General features: G+C 67.1%; 16 protein-coding genes. 7 read left to right on the top strand and 9 right to left on the bottom strand.

Annotated elements, in window-relative coordinates; all coding sequences use genetic code 11:
- Positions 1 to 56: 56 nt before the first annotated feature.
- From DM373_RS13190 to DM373_RS13210, 5 genes are all read right to left on the bottom strand, one after another.
- Complete coding sequence (locus DM373_RS13190) at positions 57 to 458, bottom strand: type II toxin-antitoxin system MqsA family antitoxin (RefSeq protein ID WP_110994006.1); 402 nt, start codon at positions 456 to 458, stop codon at positions 57 to 59.
- 2 nt (positions 459 to 460) lie between these two features.
- On the bottom strand, positions 461 to 757 hold the full coding sequence (locus DM373_RS13195) for a type II toxin-antitoxin system MqsR family toxin (RefSeq protein WP_110994007.1): 297 nt from the start codon (positions 755 to 757) through the stop codon (positions 461 to 463).
- Between the two features lie 94 nt (positions 758 to 851).
- Entirely contained in the window at positions 852 to 2,177 is a 1,326-nt protein-coding gene (locus DM373_RS13200; protein ID WP_110994008.1) for an MFS transporter, read from the bottom strand.
- A gap of 61 nt (positions 2,178 to 2,238) precedes the next feature.
- Complete coding sequence (locus tag DM373_RS13205; RefSeq protein ID WP_110994009.1) at positions 2,239 to 2,724, bottom strand: histidine kinase; 486 nt, start codon at positions 2,722 to 2,724, stop codon at positions 2,239 to 2,241.
- 168 nt (positions 2,725 to 2,892) lie between these two features.
- Positions 2,893 to 3,369, bottom strand: coding sequence for a sigma-70 family RNA polymerase sigma factor (locus DM373_RS13210; protein ID WP_110994010.1), 477 nt, complete (start codon positions 3,367 to 3,369; stop codon positions 2,893 to 2,895).
- A gap of 218 nt (positions 3,370 to 3,587) precedes the next feature.
- On the opposite strand from DM373_RS13210, the gene DM373_RS13215 reads away from it, so the two are divergent.
- Genes DM373_RS13215 through DM373_RS13225 form a run of 3 tightly spaced genes read left to right on the top strand, consistent with a single transcriptional unit; the run spans position 3,588 to position 8,154 of the window.
- Positions 3,588 to 4,763 carry an efflux RND transporter periplasmic adaptor subunit gene (locus tag DM373_RS13215; RefSeq protein WP_110994011.1) on the top strand — a complete coding sequence of 392 codons (1,176 nt, stop codon included), beginning with the start codon at positions 3,588 to 3,590 and terminating at the stop codon, positions 4,761 to 4,763.
- 1 nt (position 4,764) lies between these two features.
- Positions 4,765 to 6,729 carry a MacB family efflux pump subunit gene (locus DM373_RS13220; protein WP_110994012.1) on the top strand — a complete coding sequence of 655 codons (1,965 nt, stop codon included), beginning with the start codon at positions 4,765 to 4,767 and terminating at the stop codon, positions 6,727 to 6,729.
- Between the two features lie 3 nt (positions 6,730 to 6,732).
- Entirely contained in the window at positions 6,733 to 8,154 is a 1,422-nt protein-coding gene (locus DM373_RS13225; RefSeq protein WP_110994013.1) for an efflux transporter outer membrane subunit, read from the top strand.
- Positions 8,155 to 8,299: 145 nt separating this feature from the next.
- Here the strand turns inward: DM373_RS13225 and pvdP are convergent, their stop codons facing one another.
- Positions 8,300 to 9,922, bottom strand: coding sequence for a pyoverdine maturation tyrosinase PvdP (pvdP, locus tag DM373_RS13230; protein ID WP_110994014.1), 1,623 nt, complete (start codon positions 9,920 to 9,922; stop codon positions 8,300 to 8,302).
- A gap of 122 nt (positions 9,923 to 10,044) precedes the next feature.
- Here pvdP and DM373_RS13235 point away from each other — a divergent pair, with 122 nt between their 5' ends.
- On the top strand, positions 10,045 to 10,977 hold the full coding sequence (locus DM373_RS13235) for a siderophore-interacting protein (protein WP_110994015.1): 933 nt from the start codon (positions 10,045 to 10,047) through the stop codon (positions 10,975 to 10,977).
- Between the two features lie 49 nt (positions 10,978 to 11,026).
- Here the strand turns inward: DM373_RS13235 and DM373_RS13240 are convergent, their stop codons facing one another.
- The 3 genes from DM373_RS13240 to DM373_RS13250 form a co-directional block, all read right to left on the bottom strand.
- A complete protein-coding gene (locus DM373_RS13240; protein WP_110994016.1) occupies positions 11,027 to 12,427 on the bottom strand; it encodes an aspartate aminotransferase family protein in 1,401 nt (466 codons plus the stop codon).
- A 275-nt stretch (positions 12,428 to 12,702) separates the two neighbouring features.
- On the bottom strand, positions 12,703 to 14,025 hold the full coding sequence (locus DM373_RS13245) for an ATP-binding protein (protein WP_110994017.1): 1,323 nt from the start codon (positions 14,023 to 14,025) through the stop codon (positions 12,703 to 12,705).
- Positions 14,022 to 14,705 carry a response regulator gene (locus DM373_RS13250; protein ID WP_110994018.1) on the bottom strand — a complete coding sequence of 228 codons (684 nt, stop codon included), beginning with the start codon at positions 14,703 to 14,705 and terminating at the stop codon, positions 14,022 to 14,024. Before DM373_RS13250 ends, DM373_RS13245 begins: the two co-directional genes overlap by 4 nt.
- Positions 14,706 to 14,871: 166 nt before the next feature.
- Between DM373_RS13250 and dsbD the strand changes: the two genes are divergently transcribed.
- From dsbD to dsbG, 3 genes are read left to right on the top strand one after another with little or no spacing between them, the layout of a single operon-like run.
- Complete coding sequence (dsbD, locus tag DM373_RS13255) at positions 14,872 to 16,590, top strand: protein-disulfide reductase DsbD (RefSeq protein WP_110994019.1); 1,719 nt, start codon at positions 14,872 to 14,874, stop codon at positions 16,588 to 16,590.
- The gene (locus tag DM373_RS13260) at positions 16,590 to 17,420 is read left to right on the top strand and encodes a TlpA family protein disulfide reductase (protein ID WP_110994020.1); all 831 of its coding nucleotides are present in this window, start codon (positions 16,590 to 16,592) and stop codon (positions 17,418 to 17,420) included. The genes dsbD and DM373_RS13260 overlap by 1 nt, the downstream gene beginning before the upstream one ends.
- 1 nt (position 17,421) lies before the next feature.
- Positions 17,422 to 18,180: a thiol:disulfide interchange protein DsbG gene (dsbG, locus tag DM373_RS13265; RefSeq protein WP_110994021.1), complete on the top strand. Its 759-nt coding sequence runs from the start codon at positions 17,422 to 17,424 to the stop codon at positions 18,178 to 18,180.
- Positions 18,181 to 18,250 lie beyond the last annotated feature (70 nt).

Genomic DNA, 18,250 nt, shown 5'->3' on the forward strand with positions numbered 1-18,250 from the left:
CTGCCCTCGCAGCAATGAAAAGCCCCCTGGCCGCAAGGCCCGGGGGCTTTTTCGTATCAGGCGGTCCTGACTTCCTCGAACAGCTCGGGGTGACGGTCGAGCAGCTTGAACAGCTTGATCAACGCCACTGGCGGCGTGGTTTTACCATTTTCGTAGCGGGAAAAAGCGTTGACCCCACCACCGAAAATCTCACCAGCCTCGCGCTGGTCCAGGTCGAATTTCTTGCGCACGGCGCTGATGAAAGCTGGATCGACCGCAGCCGCATTGACCCGGCGTTCAAAGGCCGTCATCTGCTCACTGACACGCATGGCTTCGTCGTGGCGCAGGACCGCCTCACCACAGGCAGAGCAGTAATCGCCGCTGACGCCCTGGATCAGAGTCGCCTCTCCTTTGTAGCGGTAGGGCATGTCCTGAATATCTGGCGCAAGCTCCGCACCACCGCAGATCGGGCATCTCATGATTACAGCTCCTTGAAGGACACGATGAGCACGTCATCGACCACTGACAGTTTCAGGTAAACGTAGCCGACTGCCGTGAGCGGACGGTATACGTCCTGCCAGACGCGGTGTTCCGTATAGCAGGTCATGCTTTTGTAAAAATCAGTGCGTTCCAGACTGCTGATCACATCGAGCATTCCTGGGTAATCCAGGCCCAGAGACCTGGCACCTCTTAATGCAGCGCTAGTCGGGCTGACACGCTTCAAAGCAAGCAGCGCTTTTACCCGATCAAGTGGGCAATGAGGCATTCTCTTTTCCATGAGAAATTAACCTTTCAGGTTAAATCTGGCTAATAGGTTATTCCAATAACCCCCGCCCGGAAGTCTGCCTCAACACCCCACACCCACTACCGCTTCATTTGTCACCACACATGATCGGCATAGGCTCGGCACCAAATGCCAACGGCTCACGACGCCCGAAATACAGCGACGTCAGCACCCCGACCGTGCCCATGATCAGACAAAAGCCGACACACACCCACGGGCTCCACGGCATCAGCGCAATCAACGCCAACGGTGTGGTACTGGCCCACAGGGCATAGGCGATGTTGTAGGTGAACGAAATCCCCGACACCCGGATCTGCGCCGGGAACAGCCCAACCATCACCGACGGCACCACCCCCACGACCCCACAGCACAGCCCGGCCAGCGCGTAGGCCAGCCAGGTCATGCCCCACTGCCCCACCAGGCTGGCGTACAACGCGCCGATCCCCAGCGGCAGCGCCAGGCTGTAGATCATCAACGCACGCCAGGCGCCGATGCGGTCGACCAGCAACCCAGCCAGCACGCAACCAATGTTGAGAAAGACGATGCCCACGCTGCTCAAGGCAAAGGTGTGCCCGGCCGTCATGCCGAAACGCTGCTGCATCACCGTCGGCGTGATGACCACCAGCACCACCACTGCCGAGGTCAGCACGCAGGTCAGCAACGCCGCTGGAATCAGCGCCCGGCGATGCTCGCCAAGCACACTGCGCAGCGGGAAGGCCACCGGCTGCTCCCGCTGTTCGCGCAGGGCGAGAAACACCGGCGTCTCGCTCAGCCAGCGGCGCAGCCACACACCGATCACGCCGAACACACCGCCCAACAGGAACGGGTAGCGCCAGGCGTAATCGAGTATTTCCTGCGCTGTATAAAGCTGCGCCAGCAGCGTCGCAGTCAGCGCGCCAAGCAGATAGCCAAAGGTCAGCCCCGCCTGCAGAAAGCCCAGCGCATAGCCCCGCCGCCCGGTCGGCGCATGCTCGGCGACGAAGGTCCAGGCACTGGGCACCTCGCCCCCCACCGCAGCCCCTTGCAGGATGCGCAGGGCCAACAGGATCAGCGGCGCGGCGTAGCCGATGTCGGCGTAGGTCGGCATCACGCCGATCAACAGGCACGGCAATGCCATCATCAGGATGCTCAGGCTGAACACCCGCTTGCGCCCCAGGTGGTCGGCGAAATGGGCCATGAGAATGCCGCCCAGAGGCCGCGCCAGGTACCCGGTGACGAAAATTCCGAAGCTTTGCAGCAACCGCAGCCACTCTGGCATCTCGGGCGGGAAAAACAGCTGGCTGAGGGTCAGCGCAAAAAACACGAAGATGATGAAATCGTAGATTTCCAGGGCGCCGCCCAGCGCCGCCAGGCCCAGGGTCCGGTGGTCGCCGCGGCTGAAGCCGGGCGCGCGGGCGTTATCGATGGCAGTCATGGCAGGTCCGCAGATCGGCAAAAGGCCAAGAGGATAGCAAATGCCGATAACGCGGGCCGAGTCAGGAGCTGCGGCTGAAAGCGGTCTGGCCGAAATTCATGCGCTGCTTGCCATAGCCGGCTGCGCCGCAAAGGCTGGCCGGCAAGGGTACCTGCCCGACCACCACCGGCAGGTCGATGATCGCCATGAACGACCCCAATGCCTCGCAATCAGGCACCCTTGGCAGGCTGACGCTCACAGCCTGGCGTTCGCTCGGCGGCACGGCCGGCACCTTCAGCTGCTGCGAGTGATACAACAAGGCGTGCTGGATCTGCGCACTGACCCGGCAGAAGCGCGCCAGGTCGACGCCCGCATGGCTGGCCAGTTCGATGTTGCCGACCAACAGGTTGAACGGCAGCAGGGCACTGTGCACCAGACGCTGCAGATCGTCGAAGCTCTCCACCGGGGCGATGCGGTAATACCCCAGGCCATTGAGCAGCCGCTCCAGCTGCAGACGCTGGTCGGGGTGTTCGTCAGCGATGAGGATGCGCAGGGATTTGTTGGGCATCGTCCGGACCTGGGCGCAAGGTGATGAATGGGCTCCATGACCGTACTGCGCCAGAACAGGCAAACATCAGGCAGGCCGCCTGATCGGGTCTTTATTGATATTTGTCGTGAAACAACTGGAAATCAAGTTGCCAGCACAGGAAATTTTCACCTGCCCTTGACGGCCTATTCACGACTCCCACTGCCGCATGCGCAAGCGGCAATGCTTCATGGCATTGACGATGTGCTTCTCCACCAGGCTGCGGGAAATGCCCAGGCGCTCGGCTATCTGCGGGTGCGACAGGCCTTCGAGCTTGCGCAACAGGAAGCAGTCGCGGCACACCGCGCTCAACTCATCCAGGGCTTGCTGCATCAAGGCCAGGCGCTGGTCCTGCTGCATGCTTTGGGTCAGTGCCGGGCTGTGCCAACGCTCGTCGCTGTCGAGCACTTCCAGCGGCTCAGCCTGGCGCACCAACTGACGCCGGTGGCGATCGACCACCAGGTTCAGCGCGGTGCGATACAGGAACGCCCGCGGGTGCTCGATCTGCTCGCCCTCGGTACGCTCCAGCACCCGCAGGTAAGCGTCATGGGCCACATCCTCCGCCGCCTGGCGGTTGCCCAGGCGTGCAGAGAGAAAGCTCACCAATTCGCGATAGTAGTGTTCCACGACGGTACCTGGCCTTTCCCTGCGCAAACGCTGACATGGCATGGGCAGCGGGTAGGAGTGAAGTAAGCGAACGATCTTACAAATTATAATTATTCTCAGCAACACGGATGCTGGCCTTTCGCCCGGTTAAATCGGCACGCTGCAGGTTCGTTTAACTGGGACCCCCGAGCGCGCCGTGCATGGCCGCGCCCGGCCACTCCCTTCGGCTGGAAGCCCGCATGACACGCACAACCGCCCCCCGTCGCCGTCTGCTCGTTGCAGCCCTGGGCCTGCTTGGCCTGGGCAGCCTGCTGGCCTGGACCACCTTGCCTCTGGGCGGTGCGCCGGTCAGCACCGTGCCGGTGACCCGCGCCGATATAGAAAGCAGCGTCACCGCCCTCGGCACCCTTCAGCCGCGCCGCTATGTCGACGTCGGTGCCCAGGCGTCCGGGCAGATCCGCAAGCTGCATGTGGAGGCCGGCGATGAAGTCCGCGAAGGCCAGTTGCTGGTGGAAATCGACCCCTCCACGCAAAAGGCCAAGCTCGACGCTGGCCGCTACTCCATCGAAAACCTCAAGGCGCAACTCGCCGAGCAACGCGCCCAGTACCTGCTGGCCCAGCAGCAACACCAGCGTCAGCGCGACCTGGCCGCCGCAGGCGCCAGCCGCCAGGAAGACCTGCAAACCGCCCAGGCCCAGCTGAAAGTGACCCAGGCCCGCATCGACATGTACCAGGCGCAGATCCTCCAGGCCCAGGCCAGCCTGCGCAGCGACGAGGCGGAGCTTGGCTACACGCGCATCTATGCCCCCATGAGCGGCACCGTGGTGGCCGTGGACGCCCGCGAAGGCCAGACCCTCAATGCCCAGCAACAGACCCCGCTGATCCTGCGCATCGCCAAACTGTCACCGATGACCGTCTGGGCCCAGGTCTCCGAAGCCGACATCGGCAAGGTCAAACCCGGCATGACCGCCTACTTCACCACCCTTGCCGGTGGCAAACGCCGCTGGGCCAGCACCGTGCGCCAGATCCTGCCGATCCCACCCAAGCCGCTGGATCAAAGCGCCCAGGGCGGCGGCAGCCCTGCCAGCGCCACGGCCGGCACCACCGGCAGCAAGGTGGTGCAGTACACCGTACTGCTCGATGTAGACAACCCCGACGGCGCCCTGATGGCCGAGATGACCACCCAGGTGTTCTTCGTCGCCGGCCAGGCCAGCCAGGTACTGAGCGCCCCGCTAGCCGCGCTGGAAGACACGCCGGACGACGGCCTGCGCCTGGCCCAGGTACTCAAGGCCAATGGCAAGGTCGAGGCGCGCCAGGTGCGCACCGGCCTGAGCGACCGCTTGCGCGTGCAGATCCTCGACGGCCTGCACGAAGGCGAACGCCTGGTGATCGGCTCGCCGACCAGCGGGGGTTGAAATGAGCACGCCCCTGATCGAATTGAGCGACATCTACAAGGCCTACGGCGGCATCGACTCACCGAAAGTCGAGGTGCTGCGCGGCATCAGCCTGAGCATCCACCCCGGCGAGTTCGTCGCCATCGTCGGCGCTTCGGGCTCCGGCAAGTCGACCCTGATGAACATCCTCGGCTGCCTCGACCGCCCGACCTCCGGCAGCTACCGCTTCGCCGGCCGCGACGTGGCCGAACTGGACAGCGACGAACTGGCCTGGCTGCGCCGCGAGGCGTTCGGCTTCGTGTTCCAGGGCTATCACCTGATCCCTTCGGGCTCGGCCCAGGAAAACGTCGAGATGCCGGCCATCTATTCCGGCACGCCGCCGGCCGAACGCCATGCGCGGGCCCATGCCCTGCTCGAACGCCTGGGCCTGGCCAGTCGCACCGGCAATCGCCCGCACCAGCTCTCTGGTGGGCAGCAACAACGCGTATCGATCGCCCGGGCGTTGATGAACGGCGGCCATATCATCCTCGCCGATGAACCTACCGGCGCCCTCGACAGCCACAGCGGCGCCGAGGTCATGGCCCTGCTCGACGAGCTGGCCAGCCAGGGCCACGTGATCATCCTGATCACCCACGACCGCGAAGTCGCCGCCCGCGCCCAACGGGTCATCGAGGTGCGCGACGGCCAGGTGGTCAGCGACTCGGCCGCCGAGCAAGCGGCCAGCGTACCCGCCCGCCACTTGCAGGCCGACGATCTGCGACAACGCCTGGACAGCGGTGCCAGCCATAAAGGTGCCTGGAAAGGCGAAATGCTCGAGTCGCTGCAAGCCGCCTGGCGGGTGATGTGGGTCAACCGTTTTCGCACCGCGCTCACCCTGCTCGGTATCGTCATCGGCGTGGCCTCGGTGGTGGTCATGCTGGCGGTCGGCGAAGGCAGCAAACGCCAGGTGATGGCGCAGATGGCCGCCTTCGGCTCGAACATCCTCTACCTCAACGGCAAACGCGCGACCGAGCGCGAACCCGCAGGCATCGTTACCCTCGACGATGTGGCCGCCATCGCCGAGCTGCCCCAGGTGAAACACGTCATGCCGGTGATCGGCGACAAGCTGATGGTGCGCCAGGGCAACAACAGCCAGCAGTTCTATGTGGGCGGCAACAACACCTGGTTCCCCGAGATCTTCAATTGGCCGGTGGTCGAAGGCAGCTTCTACAGCGAGGCCGACGAAGCCAGTGGCGCAGCCGTGGCGGTGATCGGCCAGAAGGTCCGCAACAAGATGTTCGGCGAGCAGAGCAACCCACTCGGCCAGTACCTGCTGATCGGCAACGTGCCGTTCCAGGTGATCGGCGTGCTGCAGGCCAAGGGCGCCAGCTCCGGCAGCGAGGACAGCGACGAGCGCATCGTGGTGCCCTACTCCGCCGCCGCCATCCGCCTATTCGGCAGCGGCGACCCCGAATACATCGCCATCGCCGCCCAGGACTCCAGCCGGGTGCACCAGACCGAACAGGCGATCGAGCACCTGCTGCGTCAGCGCCACCAGGGCAAGCATGATTTCGAGCTGACCAACGACGCCGCGCTGATCCAGGCCGAGGCGCGCACCCAGAACAGCCTGTCGCTGATGCTCGGGGCAATCGCCGCGATATCCCTGCTGGTCGGCGGCATCGGCGTGATGAACATCATGCTCATGACCGTGCGCGAACGCACCCGCGAGATTGGCATCCGCATGGCCACCGGTGCTCGCCAGCGCGACATCCTGCGCCAGTTCCTCACCGAGGCGGTGATGCTGTCGATGGTCGGCGGCGTCACCGGCATCCTCCTCGCCCTGGCCATCGGCGGCAGCCTGCTGCTGGCCGATATCGCCGTGGCCTTCGCCCTGCCCGCGATCATCGGCGCCTTCGCCTGCGCCGTGGTCACCGGCGTGGTGTTCGGCTTCATGCCGGCCCGCAAGGCCGCCCGCCTAGACCCGGTCAAAGCCCTTACCAGCGAATAATCCATGACGATCCCCAGCCGCATCAGCCTGTTGACCCTGAGCCTGTTCCTGGCCGCCTGCAGCACCCCGCCGCCACCGGCGTCGGGCATCGACGCCCCACCCACCTGGCAAAGCGCCGCCGAAACGGCGCAACCCTGGCCGGACAGCCATTGGTGGCGCGCCTTCGCCAGCCCAGCGCTCGACCAGTTGATCGAACGCGCACGGCAAAACAGCTACGACCTCGCCGCCGCCACCGCCCGGGTGCGCCAGGCCCAGGCCAGCGCAGTGATCGCCGGCGCCCCCTTGCTGCCGGAACTGCAGCTGGGCCTGGATGCCAGTCGCCAGCGCCTGCTGCGCGGTGACGGCAACGACCAGCTCGACGCCAGCAGCAGCGAACGCACCAGCACCTCGTTCAGTACACGCCTGAGCGCCAGCTACGAGATCGACTTCTGGGGTGGCCTGCGCGCCGCCCGCGACAGCGCCCTGCGCAGCCTGGACGCCAGCCGCTTCGAGCGCCAGACCGTCGAACTGACCTTGGTCAGTGCCGTGGCCGACAGTTACCTGCAGGGCCTGGCCCTGGAGGAGCAATTGCGCATCGCCCGCCTCAACCTCGACAACGCCCGCGACGTGCTCGGCCTGGTCGAGACCCGCGAACGCGCCGGCTCCGCCACCCGCCTGGAACTGGCCCAGCAGCGCAGCCTGGTGGCCGCCCAGGAGCGCCAGCTGCCGCTGCTCGAGCAGCGCCGCCAGGACAACCGCATCACCCTGGCCACCCTGCTGGGTGATCCGGTGCAGTCACTGCCTGCCGGCAACGAGGTGATCGGCGCGCTGCGCTGGCCGGTGATCGGCAGCGGTGTCCCCAGCGAACTGCTGAGCCGACGCCCCGACATCGCCGCTGCCGAAGCCCGCCTGGCCGCCGCCAGCGCCGACGTGCAGGTCGCCAGGGCCGCCATGCTGCCGCGTCTGGTGCTGGGCGCCGACCTTGGCAGTGGCTCCAGGACCTTTGCCAACATTTTCGACAGCCCCTACTACACCCTCACCGCCGGCCTTGCCGCGCCCATCTTCAACAATGGCCGCCTGCGCGCCCAGCGCGAGCTGGCCAGCGCCGAGCAGCAGGAGCTGCTGGAGGCATACCGCAGCAGCATCCTGGCCGGTTTTTCCGATGTCGAGAAAGCCCTCAACGCCATCAGTGGCGTGGAGCGCCAGCGCCAGTGGCAAGACCAGGAAGTGCAGCAGGCGCGCATCGCCTTCGACCTCGCCCAGCAGCGTTATGCCGCCGGTGCCGAGACCTTGCTGAGCGTGCTGGAAACCCAACGCACCCTGTACCTGGCCCAGGATGAACAGGCGCAACTGTACCTGGCACGGCTACAGGGCAGCGTGGCGTTGTACAAGGCGTTGGGTGGGGGGTGGCAGGCGCCGCAGGCGTTGGCCGAGGCTCGGCCATGACCCGCCGCCCCTTGTAGGAGCGGCCTTGTGCCGCGAAAGGGCTGCGCAGCAGCCCCGGCGATTTGTGCGGTGACGCTGAAATCCGGGGGCCGCTGCGCGGCCCTTTCGCGGCACAAGGCCGCTCCTACGGGGGGCGTGCGAGCCCTCAGGTCGAGATGTTCTTCATCGACAGGTGCCGCGCATACCAGGGCCGTTGCGGCACCTTGCGCAGCAGCCCGTCGATCTTGTCGTCCTCACCGAAGGTAATGCGCAAGGCCAGTTTCATCACCTCCACGTCCATCTCGACCGATTTGCCCGGGCGCGTGCCCGGCTCGGTGCTGCAGCCATGGGTATCAGGCCCCAGCCACGGGTCATCGACCTCCACCCAGCGGCCAGGGGCGAACCAGGCCACGCCGTTGACCTGCTGGCGCCGAACCTGGCCAGGGTGATAACGCTCATGGGCGCGGAACCAGTCGTCGATGCGGTCGTCGATCCAGCCATGGAAGGCCCAGAACACCGGGTTGACGTGGGACGAGAACGGGTCGCCGAGAAAATCGTTTTCACGCTCGAACCAGCGCGCGGCGAAGTCCGCAGGGTCACGGGCGAAGGGCACCGGCGCGCCGTTGATCGGGTCTCGCGGCACCGACGCCCAGCACATGTGCAACCAGTCGTGCAGGTTCATCTCGAGCTCGGAGCCGAAGGCCCCCAGTGACAGCTTCGACAGGTACTGCGGGTCCTGGTACTGCGACTCCCACACCTGGAAGTTGCTGCAGAACGTCTCACCCGCCTTGATCGCCGCCACCCACTGGCCATAGGCCTCGTCCTCGGGCGCCTGCCAACTGGGCGGCACACGGTGGCCGTCGTGGTTGTCGTGGTAGCGGGCAAAGCCTGCGCGGTCGAACTCCACGCTCGGTTGCGGCAGCGGGAAGCGCTGCCAGGACGGCAGGTCCTGCAGGGTGCGGGCATGCATCAGCATGTGCCGATGCATGAACAAGAAGTCGATGCCTGACCCATTGCGGTGCTTGCGCGGGCCACGGGCATCGCGCTCGCGGTCGCGCGGGCCGGGCTGCCAGCCCAGGCCACGCAGCGCGTTGTGCTTCTCCACGGGCAGCTTGTGCCACTGATCGCGGGTCGCGTGCCAGAGCTGGTGGAACAGCCGATGCTCGGCGCCGATCACCCAGTCCTGCATCTGCGCGGTGTAGGGCAGGCGCTCGCGCGCTTCGGGGAATGGGCGCTTGACCGCGACGAAGCGGCTGTCCTGCAACGGCAGCGTCAGCGGCCGGTCCAGGCGTTGAATGCGGCCGCTGAGGGTGCCCGGGCCGGCATTGGCAAAGGTACCCCACACCTCATCGAGGCTGGCCACGCACTCATAGCCCGGGCCGCCGTGCAGGCCGACCAACCGCCAGCGCACCTGGCCGCTGCTGGCCCCCACCAGGTCGCCAAGCACACGGTAGGCCGCCTCGCCGTCGCCACGCAGGCGTTCGCCGGTATCGACGAAGCCCCGCAGCCCGCGGCCCTTGGTAGCGACATCGAGGAACATCTCCACGCCTTCCCTGGGCAGGCCGTCAAGGCCGCCATCGGCGCCGCCAAAGCGGATATCCCAGACCCCACGCAGCAAGTCCGCCAGCACCTGCCCGGCGGCGTCGGCCAGCTCCACGCTGGCCTCGCCCGGCGTGACCACATCGTCCTGCGGGTCGTGGGTCAGCTCCTTGTGCGCGTAATAGGCCGCCGTGCCGGCAGCGCCCGCTACCGCCAGGCCTGCGATGAATCCTCGTCGAGAAATTGTCATTGCGCCTCAATCCGTCTCCGCGTGACGCGGCTTCTATCCAAGCTAGGACGGATGTCGGCCGGGTAAATTTAGCGGCCAAGGCGCTCGTCTGTTGAGTATCTCCCGTTGCCAGAGGTACCCCCATGACCTCCCTGCTTGCCCGCCTGATCCGCCCCAGCAAGGCCACCGCCTACCGGATCTTCGACATCGAGCTCAAGGCCATCGTGGCCCTGAGCCCCTCGCTGTGCCGCTTCGTCTTCAGCGGCCCTGACGTGGCCCGGATGACCACCCTGGCTCCCGACCAGCGCATCAAGCTGTTCTTTCCCACCCCCGCAGGCGCTGCGCCCAACCTGCCCAAGGACGGCCAGTGGCAACAGGCACGCCGCCACCTGGCACCGCAGGACACGCCGCCGATGCGCACCTACACCATTCGCGCCCTGCGCCGCGAAGCCTGCGAAGTGGATGTGGATTTCGTCCTGCATGGGGTGAACGGCCCGGCATCGGCCTGGGCGACCACCGCCCGCATGGGTGACCGGCTGCAGATGGTCGCCCCCAACCTGGCCTATGCCGGCGACCCGGGCGGCTATGAATGGAAGCCCCCGCACAACGCCCGGCACATTCTGCTGGTGGGCGACGAAACCGCCCTGCCGGCCATCGCCGGCATCCTCGAACAACTGGCCGACAAGGCCCCTGAGCTGGCGGTAGAAGCCTTCATCGAAGTGCCCCTGGAAGACGACTGCCTGCCCCTGCGCCACAGCCCGGCTACCCGCCTGCACTGGCTGCCCCGCGACCTGCTGCGCAGCGAGCACGGCCAGGCCATGCGCCACGCCGTACAGGAGCTGGCCAGCCTGCCCGCTGCGCGCAGCACAGCCTCGGGCACGCTGGAGGACGTGGACATCGATACACAGCTGCTGTGGGAACTGGCCAGCGGCGAGAGCAATGGCTTCCATGCCTGGATCGCTGGTGAATCAGGGGCGGTGATGGACATCCGCCGACACCTGATCAAGACGCGCGGCCTGCCACGCGAAAGCCTGACGCTGATGGGCTACTGGCGCGCCGGGCGGGTACTGGACTGAAAAGCACTGGGGCCGCATTACGCGGCCCCAGTGCTTGTCACGGTTCACTTCAACGTGCAGCAACCGCCGCCCGCACCGCTTCGGCAAAACGCCCGGCCACTTCGTCGATCTGCTCGGCGCTGATGATCAACGGCGGCAGGAAGCGCACCACCGCGCCATGCCGCCCGCCCAGCTCGAGGATCAAGCCACGGCGCAGGCATTCACGCTGCACCTTCGGCGCCAGGGTGCGACAGGCCGGCGGATGGCCTTGGGCGTCGAGTTTGCCGGCCGGATCCACCAGCTCGACCCCCAGCATCAAGCCACGGCCACGAACGTCGCCCAGCTGCGGATAATCCTGCTGCAGGCGTTGCAGGTGGCCACGCAGGCGCTGGCCCATGGCTTCGGCGTGCTCGCACAGACGGTGCTCGACCAGGTAGTTGATCACCGCCGAGCCCGCGGCCATGGCCATCTGGTTGCCGCGGAAGGTGCCGGCATGGGCGCCCGGCGACCACAGGTCGAGCCAGTCGCGGTAGACCATCACCGCCAGCGGCAGGCTGCCACCGATGGCTTTCGACAGCGTGACCACATCCGGGACGATGCCGGCATGCTCGAAGGCGAACATTCGCCCGGTACGGGCAAAGCCGCTCTGGATCTCGTCGACGATCAGCGCCACCCCGGCCTGCTCGGTGATCCGGCGCAGGCCACGCAGCCATTCGATGTCCGCCGGGATCACGCCGCCTTCGCCCTGCACCACCTCGACGATCACTGCCGCAGGCAGCGCAACGCCGGCCTCGGGGTCATTCAGCAGGTTTTCCAGGTAATGCAGGTTGGCGCGCACGCCCGCCTCGCCGCCCAGACCGAAGGGGCAACGGTAGTCGTAAGGGTATGGCAGGAACTGCACGCCATTGTTGAGCAGTGCGCCCAGCGGCTTTTTCGGCCCCAGGCTGCCCATCAGGCTCAGCGCGCCCTGGGTCATGCCGTGGTAGGCCCCCTGGAACGCCAGCACCGTGCTGCGCCCGGTGGCGGTACGCACCAGCTTCAGTGCGGCTTCCACCGCGTCGGTACCGGTCGGGCCGCAGAACTGGATCTTCGCCTCGTTGCGCAGCACCTCGGGCAGCACCCCGAACAGGTCCTGGACGAAACGGTCCTTGACCGGGGTGGTCAGGTCCAGGGTGTGCAGCGGCAGCTCATCGGCCAGCACACGCTGGATCGCCTCAGTCACCACCGGATGGTTGTGCCCCAGCGCCAGGGTGCCGGCACCGGCCAGGCAGTCGATGAACTGGCGGCCCTCGACGTCCTCGACGTAGAGGCCACGGGCGCGTTTGAGCGCCAGCGGGATGCGCCGCGGGTAGCTGCGCGCGTTGGACTCCTGTTGCTGCTGGCGCAGCAGCAGCGGTGAGTCCGTGAATTCATACAAGGCCTGCGGCGCGTTGGCCGGCAGGACCTGGGCAAGGCTGGAAGCGGTCGACATCGGAAAAACCCTCGCAAGCAAGCGAATGTGCCCGCCACGCCCCTGTAACCGGATGTGTGTCGGGTTGTTATCGCTTGGAAAACGCTTGGGCGAGGTACGGATTTAGCGGTTGCTGCGGGATTTGTTGTGCCAGTGCTGATCGCAGTGTAGGAGCGGCCTGGTGCCGCGAAAGGGCTGCAAAGCGGCCCCAGCGTTACCAAATGGATCGCAGGGGGCCGCTGCGCAGCCCTTTCGCGGCACAAGGCCGCTCCTACACGCGATGAAGCCAACACCGATCACTTGGCCGAGCGCGCCGGCACGTTCAGCCACACCCGCAACCCATCGGCCTGGCTGTCGAACCGCAGGCTGCCCGCGCAACGCTGGGCAATGGCCTGGACGATCGCCAGGCCCAGGCCGCAACCGCCGCTCTGGCTGTTGCGCCAGAAGCGTTCGGTGAGGTGCTCGAGGTCTTCCTGGGCGATGCCCGGGCCATGGTCGCGCACCATGAAACCCACCTGCCCATCCTGCGCCTGCACTTCCAGCTCCACCGCCGCATCGCCGCCGTGACGCAGGGCGTTGTCCAGCAGGTTACGCAGCGCCGCCACCGCCAAGGGCGCCGGCATGCCGAGGTAGACCTTGGCCGCCTCCTCTGGCAAGCGCAGCAGAATGCGCCGGTTATCGCCACCGCCTGCGTCCTGAACCGCCTGCAAGGCCACCTGCTCGGCGCTGCACTGCACGCCGTCGTCGAACGACAGGCTGCCCTCGACCCGGGCCAGCATCAGTAGTTGTTCAAGCGTGCGGTGCATCCGGTCGGCGCCCTGCTCGGCGTGCTCCAGCGCCTGCTCGCGTACCGCGCCGTCAGTCATGCGGGCCACCTGCAGGTGGGTCTTGATCGCGGTCAGCGGGCTGCGCAGCTCGTGGGCGGCATCGTCGGTCAGGCGCCGCTCGCGCTCGAGGGTCTGGGCGATGCGCAGGAACAGCTGGTTCTGGGTGTCGAGCAACGGCTGCAGTTCGCTGGGCAGGCCCGCCACCTGCAACGGCTCGACACTGTCGGCGCGCCGCCTGCGCAACGCGTCGCGCATGCGGTTGAGCGGTTCCAGGCCTTTGCCCAGGCCGATCCACAACAGCCCCAGGCTACCCAGCAAGGCCATCAGCACCGGCGCCGAGGCGGCCAGCAGGATCGACTGGTTCAGCGCCTCGCGTTCCTGGTGACGGTCAGCCGTGGTGATCCGTACATCGCCGTGGTTGTAGGTGAAGGTGCGCCAGGAGGCGCCTTCGATGGTCTGGTCACGGAAGCCGCTGCGCTGGTCGTCCATCGCCCCGTCGTGCTTGTGGTTGCTGGCCAGCACCTCACCGCGCAGCGAGCTGACCTGGCAGGCCATGCCGTCCGGCACGCTCAGCTGGTCGGCGGCAAAATGCGCCTCCTCGCCCTTGGCTGCCAACGGTTGCGGCAACTGGTCGATGAGCCCGGCGACCATGCGTGCCGAGGCCACCAGGCGTTGGTCGAGGGAAAACATCATCTGCTGGCGCAGGTCGCGCAGCATCCACGCCGCCGCCAACGCCCAGATGACGATGAACACGCTGCCAAGGATCAGCGACAGCCGCACCCGCAGGCTCATGACGAAGCCCCCTCCGGCGCCTGCGCCGGCCCCAGCCGATAGCCCAGCCCGCGCACCGTCTCGACGATGCCATTGCCCAATTTGCGCCGCAGGTGGTGGATATGCACGTTCAACGCATTGCTCTCGACCTCGTCGCTGAAGCCGTAGACGCAATCCTTGAGCTGTTCGCTGGACAGCACCCGCCCGGGGTTCTGCAACAGCGCCTGCAACAGTGCCTGCTCGCGCCGCGACAGGTCGACCGGCTGCCCGGCCAGGGTGGCCATGCAACTGCTCGGGTCATAACACAGCGGGCCATGCTCGATCACGTTCACCGCCCGCCCCGCCACGCGCCGCACCAGGGTGTGCAGGCGTGCCGCCAGCTCGCGCAGGTCGAACGGCTTGAGCAGGTAGTCGTCGGCGCCGGCCTGCAGCCCGTCGACCCGGTCGCTGACCGCGTCCCGCGCGGTCAGCACCAGCACCGGCAGCGCCTCGCCCTGCTGGCGCAGGCGGCGCAGCAGCTTCAGGCCGTCCTCGTCGGGCAGGCCCAGGTCGAGGATCATCACATCGAACTGCGCGGCCTGCAGCATCTGCCGCGCCTGCGACGCATTGCCCACCCGGTCGACGGTGAAACCCTGGGCCGTGAGCCCGGCGCAGATGCCGCTGGCGATCAGGTCGTCGTCCTCGCAGAGCAGAACGTGCATGGTGGGGGCTCCTGGGGTGGGGAAGCGGGCTATTGAACAGCGTGGTCATTAAGGGGGGATTATGCCCCGCGGTGGGGGCTCAGTCGTCGTCAAAATCCCGGTTTAACCTTCAGTTAATACCCCCCGGCCAGCATGGCCGCATTCCAAGCTCTGCCAAGGCGTCGACATGCGTGTGCTCCTGCTCTTCCTGACATTCCTGCTCGCCGGCCCGCTCCAGGCCAACCCCTTTGCCGCCAAACCGGACTTCCTGCCGGTGAACCAGGCCTTCGTGCTGACCCACGACCGCCTCGCCAACGGCCAGGTGCGCCTGCATTTCCAGATCCAGGACGGCTATTACCTCTACCAGAAGCGCCTGAAGTTCGACGGCCTGCCGCCTGAGCAGCACCCGCAACTGCCCCAGGCCGAAAACCATCACGACGAGTTCTTCGGCGACAGCGCGGTGTACCGCACCGAGCTGGAGCTGCTGTTGCCGGCCAACGCCAGTGGCGAGCTGCGCCTGGGCTGGCAAGGCTGCGCCGACGCCGGGCTGTGCTACCCGCCGCAAACCACGCCGATCGCCCTGGGTGGCACCCAGGCGTCGACGCCGGGCGCCGAGCAGGCCAGCGACCAGGCCCTGGCCGGCACGCTGCAGCAGAGCACCCTGGCCTGGAGCCTGCTGGCATTCTTCGGCCTGGGCCTGCTGCTGGCCTTCACCCCATGTTCGCTGCCGATGCTGCCAATCCTCGCCGGGCTGGTCATGGGCAATGGCGCCAGCGCCCGCCGTGGCTGGGTACTCGCCGGCGTGTATGTGCTGAGCATGGCGCTGGTGTATGCCGTGTTGGGGGTGGTCGCCGCGCTGCTGGGCGCCAGCCTGCAGGCCTGGTTGCAGCAGCCGTGGCTGCTGGGCAGCCTGGCGGCGCTGTTCGTGCTGCTGGCCCTGCCGATGTTCGGGGCCTTCGAGTTGCAGCTGCCGGCGGCGCTGCGAGATCGCCTGGACCGCGCCGGGCAAGGTACCCGCGGCGGCAACCTGTATGGCGCGGCACTGCTCGGCGCCTTGTCGGGCTTGCTGATGGGCCCGTGCATGACCGCGCCGCTGGCCGGCGCGCTGCTGTATATCGCGCAAAGCGGCGATGTGCTGCACGGGGCGCTGGTGCTGTTCAGCCTCGGGCTGGGCATGGGCGTGCCGCTGCTGTTGCTGGTGACCCTGGGTAACCGCTACCTGCCGCGCCCAGGCGCCTGGATGAATCTGGTCAAAGGCCTGTTCGGCTTCGTGTTCCTGGCCATGGCCCTGTACACCGTGCGCACCCTGCTGGCCGAGCCCTCGCTGCTGGCCCTGGCCGGCGCCTGGCTGATCGCCCTGGGCTGGGCCGCCTGGCCGGCCCTGCACCGTTTACCTGCCCTGCGCGCGGTGCCGCTGCTGGGGGCCCTGTGGGGCGGCCTGCTGCTGGTCGGTGCGGCGGCAGGTGGCAGCAGCCTGTGGCAGCCGTTGCAGCCCTTCGCGGGCAAGGCCGGCAACTCGGCCCAGGCCACCGCGCATGACGCCTTCGTCACGGTCAGCAGCCCCGCCGACCTGCAGCGCGAGCTCGATGCCGCCAAGGCCCGTGGCCAGTGGGTGCTGGTGGACTACTATGCCGACTGGTGCGTGTCGTGCAAGGTCATGGAGAAACAGGTGTTCGGCCGTGCCGATGTGCAGGCCAGCCTCGACGGCGTGCACCTGCTGCGCCTGGACGTCACCTCCGACTCGCCGGCCAGCCGCGAGCTGCTGCAGCGCTACCAGGTGCCAGGCCCGCCCAGCCTGGTCTGGATCGGCCCGGAAGGCGACGAACGCCGCGCCCGGCGCATCACCGGCGAAATCGACGCCGCCGGTTTCCTGCAACACTGGGCCCAGACCAGGAGCCAAGGCTGATGCTGACCGTCACCCTCGGGCCATTGACCATGGCCCTGAACCACCTGCTGTTGCTCGCGGCGCTGGGCATCGCCTGCCTGGTCGGCTGGCGCGTGGCCAAGCGCGGTGGCGAGAACCCCGAATCGGCGTTGTTCAACGTGTTTCTGCTGGGCTTGCTGTGTGCCCGCGTGGGCTTCGTCCTGGCCTACTGGCCGATGTACCGCGACGAGCCGCTGCAAGTCATCGATATCCGCGACGGTGGTTTCCTGCTCTGGGGCGGCCTGTTCGGCATCGTCCTGGGCACGCTCTGGCAGGGCTGGCGTCGCCCCGGCCTGCGCCGCCCACTGGGCTGGGCGCTGGCCAGCGGCGCGCTGTTCTGGGTGCTCGGCAGCCTGGGCAGCCACCTGTACAGCAAGGGCACCGAGCTGCCGCAGTTGACCCTGCGCGACAACCGCGGCCAGGCAGTGGCGCTGCACGACTACCGCGGGCGCCCGCTGGTGATCAATATCTGGGCCACCTGGTGCCCGCCCTGCCGCCGCGAAATGCCGGTGTTGCAGCAAGCCCAGCACGACTACCCCCACGTGACCTTCCTGTTCGTCAACCAGGGCGAAACCCCGGAGAACGTCAGCACCTTCATGGCCACCACCGGCCTGATGCTGTCCCATGTGCTGTTCGACGGCACCGGCGAGCTGGCGCGCAAGGTCGGCTCCATGGCCCTGCCCACCACCCTGTTCTACAACGCCGAAGGGCGCCTGGTCGGCAGCCACCTGGGCGAGCTGTCGCGGGCCAGCCTGCGCCACGCCCTGGAACCCTTCGACCGCGCCGACGCGCCCGCCCCACAAGGAAACTGACATGCGATTGAATGCCCTGCTGCCCCTCACCCTCGCCCTGCTGGCCGCCCCCGCGCTGCAGGCCGAAGAACTGCCCAAGGCGATCCAGCAACTGCAAGCCAAGGGCGCGGTGATCAAAGGCAGCTTCGATGCCCCCGACGGCCTGCGCGGCTACGCCGCCGAGTACCAGAACAACGGCATCGCCCTGTACCTCACGGCCGACGGCAAGCACGTGCTGGTCGGCAGCCTGTTCGACGAGCAAGGCAAGGACCTCAGCGCCGAGCCCCTGGAGAAACTGGTGTACGCCCCGATGAGCAAGGCCATCTGGGCGAAGATGGAGAAGACCGCCTGGATCGCCGACGGCAAGGCCGACGCACCGCGCATCGTCTACCTGTTCAGCGACCCTAACTGCCCGTATTGCAACATGTTCTGGCAGCAGGCCCGGCCGTGGGTCGAGTCTGGCAAGGTGCAACTGCGCCATATCATGGTGGGCATCATCCGCGAGGACAGCCCGGGCAAGTCCGCCGCCCTGCTGGCCGCCAAGGACCCGAGCAAGGCCTTGCTGGCCCATGAGTCGGCGGGCAAGGCGAGCACGCTCAAGCCACTGGAGAAGGTGCCGGAGGCGGTGCAGAAGAAGCTCGACGCCAACCAGGCGCTGATGGAAGAGCTGGGGCTGGCAGCCACGCCGGCGATCTTCTTCCAGGATGAGCATGGGCAGTTGCAGAGCCAGCAAGGGGCGCCGCGGCCGGAGATGCTTGGGAAGATCCTCGGCAAGCGCTGAAAACGATCGCGGGGCAAGCCCGCTCCCACGCTATCGCTTTGCTGCGTGGGAGCGGGCTTGCCCCGCGATT

Source organism: Pseudomonas sichuanensis (assembly GCF_003231305.1).
Taxonomy (GTDB): domain Bacteria; phylum Pseudomonadota; class Gammaproteobacteria; order Pseudomonadales; family Pseudomonadaceae; genus Aquipseudomonas; species Aquipseudomonas sichuanensis.